Genomic DNA, 9,130 nt, shown 5'->3' with positions numbered 1-9,130 from the left:
ACGCCGGGCACGTGCGGGGTGAAGTCGAGGGTGTGCGGCACGACCTCCTCGGCGTCCGCGCCGAGCCAGCCGGTGATGGCGTGGGCGCGCGGGTCGGCGTACGCCTCGGCCTCGCCCATCAGCCCCGCCTCGACCATCCGGGCCGCCCAGGAGTCGTCCTGGGTGAGCCGGAACGGTTCCGCGGCGACCCGGTCGTCGGGGATCCAGTAGGCCCGGGTGTCGCCGACCCAGCCGATGGTGATCCGGCCGCCGGAGGCGATCGCGCTGACGTAGGTGCAGGCCGGGGCGTTGACGTCGGGCCGGAGCGGCCGGGTGCCGTCGGTGGCGAGGGCGGCCACCGCGTCGGCCGCGTCGGCGATCGCCCGGCGCATCGCCCGGGTCGGGTCGGTGCCCGCCTCCAGCGAGCTGAGCAGCGACTCGGAGGCCGCGTCGACCGCGGTCTCGGAGGCCTCGTCGGGCCGGTCGGAGGAGGAGACGCCGTCGCAGACCACGGCCACCACGACCGGGTCGCCGCCGGGCAGCGAGGAGGCGGCGACGGTGAAGGAGTCCTCGTTGCGGTGGTGCCGCAGGCCGCGGTCGCTGACGCCGGCGACGCCGGCCAGCGCCTTCTCCATGTGGTCGCGGGGGCGCGGCTGGGCTCGGCCGCAGGCCTCGCAGTAGCCGTCGGGGGTCACCTGGTGGAGCCCGCAGTGCGCGCAGGCGACCGCGCTCCGGTCGGCCTGGGCGGGCACGGAGGGGGTGTTGGGCAGGGTCGGCGGGTGCTCCTCCCCGCCGCCGGCCCGGGCGGCGGACCAGCCGGCCGGCATCGCGCCGGGGGCGGGACGGCCGTCCCGGCCGGCCCCGCAGGACCCGCAGAAGACGTCCTCCGGGTCCATCGGCTCGGCACAGCTCTGGCACACGGTCTGCTGCGGCATCAGTTACACCCACGTCCTGGGACGGGCCCGGTTGGCCCGTTCCACCATCTCGATCCTGGTCTCGGCCCGGTCGGCCAACCGGGCGAGTACCCGGTAGGACTGCTCCAGGGCGAACCGCAGTTCCCTTTCCACCGCGGGCCGTCCCAGCACGCTGACCTCGCCCGTCGCCGGGCCCGTGCCGGTTCCCCCGGGGGATCCGGCGGTGACCCAGCCGAGCGCCGCGCCGAGTACCTCGACGGCGAGTTCCTCACGGCGGCGGTCGTCCAGGCGCAGCGCGGTCAGCTGCTCGGAGCTCGCGCCGAGGTCGGCGCCGAGCGGGTCGGTGGTGGGCCGCTCGCGCAGCCGGGCCCGGACGGCGGCGATCCGGGCGGCGGTGTACTGGCTGGAGGTGGCCGGGACGGTCTCCAGGGCGGCGACGGCGCCGGCCCGGTCGTCCTCGGCGAGCCGGACCCGGGCCAGCCCGAAGGCGGCGCTCAGGTAGCTCTGGTCGGTGCTCCACACCAGGCGGTAGAACTCGGCCGCGTCGCCGCCGTCGCCGAGGAGTTCGGCGCAGACGGCGAGGGCCAGCTTGGGGGCGGCCTCGCCGGGGAAGGCGTCGTAGACGGCGTCGAAGGCCTCGGCGGCGGCGCGCAGGGCCTGTTCGCGGGCCGAGGCCCCCTCGGGGGCGCCCGTACCGGCTCCGGCCTCGGTGTCCGCCTCGGCGGCGGCGACCAGGGAGGCCAGGCCCCGGTACCAGACCACCCGCCAGTCGTCCGGGTGGTCCTTCTCCAGTGCGGCCAGCGCCTCGGCGGACTGGTGCGGCCGGCCGAGTTCGAGCAGGGCGCGCAGGGCCCGCAGTCGCCGTTCGACCGAGTCGGTGGGGGCGCCGTCCAGCGCGCCGAGCGCCTCGGCCGGGTCGGCGGCCAGCAGGGTGGCGAGGAAGCCGGCGTTCGGGTCGGCCGGGTCGACCCGGGGGACGGGCAGCGCGAGCGCGGCGGCGGCCGGGTCGACGGCGGTCAGCCGCAGTTCGCCGGGGCGCACCGTGGTGGCGACCAGTTCGGTGTCGACGACCCGGAGTTCGGGGCCGAACAGGGTGGACTGCGCGGGCCGGGCCCGGCCGTCCTGGAGGGCGAGCACCTCGCGCAGCACGCCGGTGAGCTGGTCGGCCATCTCCTCGGCGGAGCCGAACCGGCGGGCCGGGTCCGGGTCGGTGGCGCGCACCAGCAGGCGGTAGTAGGACTCGTAGGAGGCGAAGACCGGGACCGACTCGGGGCCGGGCAGGGTGTCCCGGTAGGTGGTCGAGTAGCCCTGGAAGTCGAAGCTGAGCACGGCCAGGGTGCGGGCCACCGTGTACAGGTCGGAGGCGGGGGAGGGGCCGTCGGTGGCGATCTCGGGCGCCTGGTAGCCGATGGTGCCGTAGATCGGGCCGTCGTCGTCGAGGCGGCGGACGGCGCCCATGTCGATGATCTTGAGCGCGTCGCCGCTCTGCAGCACGTTGTCGATCTTGAAGTCGCAGTACACCAGGCCCCGGGAGTGCAGGTAGCCCAGCGCGGGCAGCGCCTCCAGCCCGTACGCGATCGCCTGCTCGACCGGCAGCGGGTCGCGCCGGCCGTCCGGGAGCCGGCGCTCGTTGGCGATGTCCTTCAGGGACTTGCCGCCGACGTACTCCATCACGATGTAGCCGTCGGTGGCGCCGGTCCGCAGGTCCGGGTGCTCGACGAAGTTGATGATCCGGACGATGTTCGGGTGGTCCACCTCGGCCAGGAAGCGGCGCTCGGCGACGGCCACCGCCAGGGCGTCCTCGTCCCCGGTGTCCAGCAGGCCCTTGAGCACCACCCACTTGTCGTTGACCCGCCGGTCGACCGCCAGGTAGATCCAGCCCAGCCCGCCGTGCGCCAGGCAGCCGACCACCTCGTACTGCCCGCCGACGAGGTCGCCGCGGCGCAGCTTGGGCGTGAACGAGTACGGGGTGCCGCACTTGGTGCAGAAGCCGTCCGGGCGGCCGGGCCGGCCGTTGCGGTCCCGGCCCACCGGGGTGTCGCACTTGGAGCAGAACCGCTTGCGCTCCGGCACCTCCGGGTTCTCCAGCACCGCCAGCGACGGATCGGCGGCCGGGACGGTGGGCACCGTCACCAGGCCGGCGCCCAGCCGGTGCCGACTGGCCGAACTGCTGCCGCGGCTGCTGCGCACCGAGACCGAGCGGCTGCTGCCGGTACGGGTGGAGCGGTGCGAGCGGGACCGGCCGGACAGCGAACGGGCCGAACCGCTGCGGACCGAGGAGCTGCGCACGGAGGAGCTGCGGGCCGGGCCGGTGTCCTGGCCGCCGGTCAGGGGCGCCGAGGCGGCGCCGAGGCCGCACTCGTCGCAGTAGCCGTCGGGGTCGATCGTCCCGCCGCAGTCGCGCGGGCAGGGGTCACCCGGTCCGGCGACGGACCTCCGGCCCGCGGCCGTCCCGCCGCGGGTCCCGGAGGCCGGGCCGGTCCCGGTCGCCGTGCCGGTGCCCGTCGCCGGACCGGTCCCGGTCCGGCCCGACCCGGGGCCCGATGGCGTCGACCCGGTGCCCGCCCGCGTCGAGGTGGTGCTCGCCGGGGCGAGACCGCACTCGTCGCAGTAGCCGTCCGCGTCGATCGTCCCGGTGCCGCACTCCGGTCGTACGCACGTCTCGCCCATCACCGTCAGCCCCCCTGTACCCGTCCGTCGACAGCCTGTCCGTCGGTCGGCTCCCCGCCGGCCGCCGCCCCGCCCAGCCCGATCCCGTCCCGTTCGATCCTGTCCTGCACCGCGCCGCCGTACCCGGCCGCGCTCGACCCGGCGCCGCCGTACCCGGTGCCGCCGCCGTACCCGGACCCGCCCGGCTCGGCCGCGCCCGCCCCCGGCTCGCCCGGTGCCGGTCGCAGCGCCTGCTGGAACCGGGCCACCGCGCCGGCCGCCGCCCGCAGGTCGCACGGCGCGCTCCACAGCAGCCAGCGCGCCTTCTCGTAGCGCTCCAGCACGACCGGGTCCTCGGACACCCGGAGCCGGGCCGCCATCGCCTTGTACGCGTCCAGGCGCCCGCGCAGTTCGGCCCGGACGGCCAGCGGCTGGGTCACCTCGGTGAGCGACTGCCGGGCCCGGGCCAGCTCCTTGGCGGCGGCGTCCTCCAGCGCGTCGAGCAGCGGCGCCAGCCGGTACCACTGCCCGTTCTGCCGCAGGTCCAGCGCCAGCACGATCCGCTCCCGCAGTGCCGAGGCCGGTCCGGGGACGGCCGGCACCTCGGTGGCGGCGATCTTCGCCAGCACCTCGCCGCGCGCCCGCCGGGCCTCGGCCAGGGTGGCGTCGGCCCGCTGGAGCAGGTCGCCGACGCCCTGCAGCCGCTCCTCGGCGTCGTCGCGCAGCCGCAGCAGGTTCTCCAGTTCCTGCCGGACGCCGTCCAGCGCCCGCCCGGCCCGGTCGAAGCGCTCGGTGTCCACCACCCCGGAGGGGAGGCCCGGGGCGCCGCCGTCCGGCACCGTGCCGCGCTGCGCCGGGACCCTGGCGGGCCGCCAGAGGGCGAGCGGGTCGGTGCGGACCTCGGTCCGCAGTCCCTCCAGGTCGGCGTCCAGCGCCTCCAGGTCGTCGCCGAGCGGGTGGGTGCCGGAACGCACGCCGAGCGAGGCCGCCAGGGTCTGCACCCGGCGCAGTTCGGCGATCAGCAGGTCGATCCGGGCGGGCAGCGCCGTCCAGACCGCGTCGGCCGCCGAGACCACCTCCAGCACGGTGGCGTACCAGGAGTTCATCCGCTCCATGAGCTCGTCCAGGCTGACCCGCTCGACCAGCCGGGCGGGCGCGCCGAGCCGCTGCGGGCCGTCCGGCGCGCCGCCGGGCACGGTGACCGCGTCGCCGGTCAGCAGCTCGCTGAGCTCGGCGAGTTCGGGGCCGCCGGGCCTGGCCTTGCGGGCCCGGACCGCGCGGGCCGAGGCCAGCGCCTCCGAGTAGCGGTCGAACAGCGCCCAGAGCAGCGGCAGGCCCTGTCCGACGACGGACCAGCGCTCCTGGGTCCGCCCGGTCAGTCCGGCGCCGTCGAGCAGGCGCAGGCCCGGGTGGTCCTGGAGCGAGAGCAGCGCGGACTCGACCGCGTCGCGTTCCGCGCCGAGGCGCGCCAGCGCGCGGTCCACCTCCTCCCGGCTCAGTGCCGGGCCGGCCGAAGCCGCCATCGTCCCCTCCCCTCCCTCGCCTGCCGTGTGCCGTACTCCGTGGTTCCGGTTCCTGCCGTTCCGGTTCCCGGGGAATCCGCCCCGACCCTAGCGCGCGCCCCCGCCGCCGGGCCGGGCCCGGTCGTCGAGGAACCGTCGGTGCGGCCCGCCGCTCCCGTCACCGCGGCGTCGGCCAGTGCCGGTCGGCGTCGTCCAGCAGGTAGGGCTTGAGCCAGGTGTCGTACGCCCGCCGCCAGCTGCCGCCGTTGTAGTAGTCGTTGAGCACCTGGTTCACCCGGGCCGTCAGATCGGTGCTGGTCTTCAGCATCGCGACACCCATCACGCCCGGCCGGACCTCGCCGTCGAGCACCCGGACGGTCTGGTCCTGCGCGGCCTGGCTGGCCGCGAGCCCGTCGTCGGTCATGGTGGCGTCGACCTTGCCGAGCTGCATCAGCACCAGGCAGTCGAGGTGGTTCTGCACGGTGACGAGCTGCTTCACCGGACGGGTCTTCAGCTCCTCCTCGGCCGAGGAGCCGGAGGCGGCGCAGGCGGTGGAGCCGTTCAGCGCCTCGTCCATGCTCTTCGCGGGGGAGGACCTCGGCACCAGGACCCGCTGGCTGGTGGTGAAGTAGGGGCGGGAGAAGGCCACCTGCTCCATCCGCTCGCAGGTGATCGACATGGTCCGGACGATGATGTCGACCCGGCCCTCCTGGATGAACTTGATCCGGTCGGCGGTCGGCACCGCCTTCAGCACGACCTTGTCCGGATCGCCCATGATCGCGGTGCCGATCGCCCGGGCGAGGTCGATGTCGAAGCCCTCCACCTGCCCGGTGTTGGGGTTGCGCGAGCCCCACCGGTAGCTGTTCAGGTCGATGCCGACGACCAGGCTGCGCTTGGCCTTGATCGCCTTCACCGCCGGGCCGTCCTCGGTGCTCGCCGGGACGCTGCGGTACAGGTCGCAGTCGGCCTGCCCGCTCTGCTCCGACTGCCCGGACTGCTCCTGCTGCGCCGCCAGCGGTACCTGGCGCGGTGCGCCGGCCGCGGAGGGCTCCTGCGGCCCGCCCGCGCCCAGGACCAGGGCGCCGCCCGCCAGCAGTGCCAGCGCCGCCGCCGTCCGGGCCCCGCGCAGCGCGGCCGCCCGGCCCCGGCCCCGGTCCCGACCGGTGCTCGTGCTCGTGCTCGTGACCATGCTTCCGTCCCCCCTCTACCGGTACTCGGCCAGTCGGCGGCCGAGGCCGCGCAGGGCCGCGGCCGCGGCCAGCAGGCCCAGCACCGCGATCGCCGCGGCCGCGGTGCGCAGATCCTCGTCGACGCCCAGCGCGGCGTCCCGGAACTCGCCCTCCTCCAGCACCGCCGCGTCGGCGAGCTGCCGGTCGGCGGCGGCGAACGCGGCCTCCGCCGTCTTCGGCGCGTCCGCCTCCCGGGCCGTCACGGTGGCGTCCAGCGCGGCCTGGTAGTCGCCGTCGTTCTCCAGCTTGCTCGCGGCGGTGTGCCGCTCGCGCCACTGCTGGTAGTCGGCCACGGCCTGGGCGATCGGCCCCTCGGCCGCCCGCGGTGCCAGCGACTGGGCCTGCAGCAGGGTGCCGGGTCCGGCGCGCCCGGGGTCGGAGGTGACGAGGTGCTCCGTGGTCTTGGACCACAGGTCGGCGTAGACGCCGCTGGAGCCGCGCGCCACGTAGTGGAGGTTCTCCGCCAGGCGGGCCGTCAGCACGTCCACCCGGGCCGAGTTGAGCGCCCGCAGCGGCACTCCGCCCTCGCGGTCGCCGCGCGCCAGCGCCGTGGCGGCGCCGTTCGCGGCCACCGTCAGCCACAGCACCGCGGCCAGCACGGCGGCGGTGGCGGCCACCAGCCCGATGTTGAAGACCCGGTTGGTCCGCCGGAACAGCGTCAGCTGCACCCAGACCAGTCCGGCCAACGCCAGCAGGCCCAGCGCGTACCCGGCCCACGGGGTGGCCCGGGCCGCCTTCATGTCCTCGGCCAGCAGCGCGTTCTCGGCGGCCGAGAACTGCGCGGCGGCCGGCAGCAGCACGGTGCGCATCTGCTCGGAGGCGTACCGCTGGTAGGCGCCGCCGAGCGGGTAGCCCTGCCGGTTGTTGGCCCGGGCGGTCTCCACCAGCCCCGCGTACACCGGCACCTGCTGGTTCAGCTTGGAGAGCAGTTCCCGCAGCTGCGAGGAGGCGGGGGTGCGGGAGGCGGACTCGGCGATCAGCTGGGAGGCCGTCCTGAGGTCCTGCTCGTAGCGGTCCCGTACGGCCCGCGGTTCGGCGCCCGCCAGCAGGAAGCCGGTGGCGGCGGTGGCGTCCGCGTCGGCCAGCGAGCGGTTGATGTCGGCGGCGGCCTGGCTCAGCGGCTGGCTGTTGTCGACCACCCGCTGCGCCGCCGCGGCCCGGGAGTTCACCTGGACGGCGGTCAGCGCGCCGAACGCCAGGGTCAGTACCGCGAGCAGCGCTCCGGCCAGTCGCAGCCGGCCCGGCGCCGTCCGGGTGGCCCGCCCCAGCCGGGCGAGCGGCCCGCTCGGCAGGACCACCGCCCCCGTGCCGCCGGCCCGTCGCTGGGCCGGCACCGTACCCGCGGGCCGTTCCGGCGTGTGCGCGCCCGGCCCCTCCGTGCGTACCGGTGTCGCCACCAGCCACCCCCTCCCCTGTGGCCCGCCCCCCGTTTCGGGGGCCCGGCCGTTGCCAGCAGTATGGCCGTCACTCCCCGCGGCCACACCCGAGTTGCGCGGATCTTGAGCTGTCCGTCCCTGCTTCGCCCGCCGGTCCGTCCCCCCACGGGCCGTGCGGCGAACGGGTCGACGCGGCACGCACCCTACGCGGTTCCCGAGTAGAGCGGAGGATTGGGGTCCGATTGTGTGGGAGTCGCGTCCGCGCCGGGGTGTCCACGGCGCGTTCGGCGGCGTGAACCGGCCGGGCGCGCTCCCGGGGCGCTCGCGGTGCGGGTCCGCCCCGGCGGCCCGGTCCTTCGTACGATGACGCCATGCGCCTTCTGGGAACGATCTCCGCCGACCGTCCGCTGCTCGTCGTCGCCGTCCGGGAGGAGGCCGCCCACCTCGGCGACCGCCTTCCGGTGCTGCTCACCGGCATCGGCAAGGTCAACGCCGCCGCCGCGCTGGCCACCGTCCTCGCCGGGGGGCAGCACCCCTCCGAGGTGGTGAACCTCGGCACCGCCGGCGCCCTGCGCCCCGGCTGGGAGGGCATCCACACCGTCACCCAGGTGATCCAGCACGACCTGGACACCCCCGCCCTGTACGCCCTCACCGGCCGCACCTACGGCGCGCCGCTGGTCGTCGGCAAGGGCGGCGACGGGCCGGTCCTGGCCACCGGCGACCTCTTCGTCTCCGACCCGGCCGCCCGCGACCGCCTCGCCGAGCACGCGGACCTGGTGGACATGGAGGGCTACGCCGTCGCCGCGGTCGCCCACCGGGCCGGCCTGCCGGTCCGCCTGGTCAAGCACGTCAGCGACGAGGCGGGCGACGGCGCCGCCCACAGCTGGCAGGAGTCGGTCGACGACTGCGCCCGGCACCTGGCCGACTGGCTGCACGCCCAGGGCTGGTGACGGTCCGAAGGACATCGCTGTGGGTGGGGCTGTGGGCGGGGCCTCCTAGGGTGGCCGGGTGACCGACAACACCGACGCCCCCGTGCGGGCCGACCTCCGGCCGCCGGGGCTGAACGCCGACGAGCACACCACGCTGCTCACCTTCCTCGACTACCTGCGCACCTGTGTGATCGCCAAGACCGACGGGCTGTCCGACGAGGACGCCCGCCGGCCCGGCGTCGCCTCCGGGACGAGCCTGCTCTGGCTGGTGCGCCACCTGACCGCCGTCGAACTCAACTGGTTCCTCTGGGCCTACCGGGGGGACGACGTCGACCTGTGGGACGACGACGCGCCCTCGCCCGGCGACGAGACGGTGGCCGGGTCGGTGGCCGCGTACCGGGAGGCGATCGCCCGGGCCAACGAGGTGATCGGGTCGGCGGCGGCCTGGCCGGACCGGCCCGGTGTGCGCTCGCTGCGGCCCAACGCCGAGGCGCCGTCGATGCGTTGGCTGCTCGTCCACATGATCGAGGAGACCGGCCGGCACGCCGGACA

General features: G+C 76.1%; 7 protein-coding genes. 2 read left to right on the top strand and 5 right to left on the bottom strand.

Going from position 1 to position 9,130, the window contains the following annotated elements; genetic code table 11:
* The 5 genes from BI06_RS15690 to BI06_RS15670 form a co-directional block, all read right to left on the bottom strand.
* Positions 1 to 914: PP2C family serine/threonine-protein phosphatase (locus BI06_RS15690; RefSeq protein ID WP_043469692.1), on the bottom strand; the 914-nt coding region annotated here is incomplete at its 3' end.
* Positions 915 to 917: 3 nt separating this feature from the next.
* A complete protein-coding gene (locus tag BI06_RS15685) occupies positions 918 to 3,563 on the bottom strand; it encodes a serine/threonine-protein kinase (RefSeq protein ID WP_063794975.1) in 2,646 nt (881 codons plus the stop codon).
* Between the two features lie 5 nt (positions 3,564 to 3,568).
* Positions 3,569 to 5,065 carry a hypothetical protein gene (locus tag BI06_RS15680; RefSeq protein WP_233290164.1) on the bottom strand — a complete coding sequence of 499 codons (1,497 nt, stop codon included), beginning with the start codon at positions 5,063 to 5,065 and terminating at the stop codon, positions 3,569 to 3,571.
* Between the two features lie 157 nt (positions 5,066 to 5,222).
* Positions 5,223 to 6,233, bottom strand: coding sequence for a glutamate ABC transporter substrate-binding protein (locus BI06_RS15675; RefSeq protein ID WP_051741098.1), 1,011 nt, complete (start codon positions 6,231 to 6,233; stop codon positions 5,223 to 5,225).
* Positions 6,234 to 6,248: 15 nt separating this feature from the next.
* Positions 6,249 to 7,670, bottom strand: a complete 1,422-nt coding sequence (locus BI06_RS15670) for a hypothetical protein (RefSeq protein WP_149030384.1) — start codon at positions 7,668 to 7,670, stop codon at positions 6,249 to 6,251.
* 350 nt (positions 7,671 to 8,020) lie between these two features.
* Here BI06_RS15670 and BI06_RS15665 point away from each other — a divergent pair, with 350 nt between their 5' ends.
* Both BI06_RS15665 and BI06_RS15660 read left to right on the top strand, forming a co-directional pair.
* On the top strand, positions 8,021 to 8,599 hold the full coding sequence (locus BI06_RS15665; RefSeq protein WP_030395070.1) for a nucleosidase: 579 nt from the start codon (positions 8,021 to 8,023) through the stop codon (positions 8,597 to 8,599).
* A gap of 58 nt (positions 8,600 to 8,657) precedes the next feature.
* Positions 8,658 to 9,130 (top strand): DinB family protein (locus BI06_RS15660; RefSeq protein WP_043468690.1); only part of this gene is annotated, 473 nt, incomplete at its 3' end.

Origin of the sequence: Kitasatospora sp. MBT66 (assembly GCF_000710405.2) — a bacterium.
GTDB classification, from domain to species: domain Bacteria; phylum Actinomycetota; class Actinomycetes; order Streptomycetales; family Streptomycetaceae; genus Kitasatospora; species Kitasatospora purpeofusca.
Note: the sequence above shows the minus strand (reverse complement) of the source record. Positions and strands in the feature narration are given on the sequence as shown.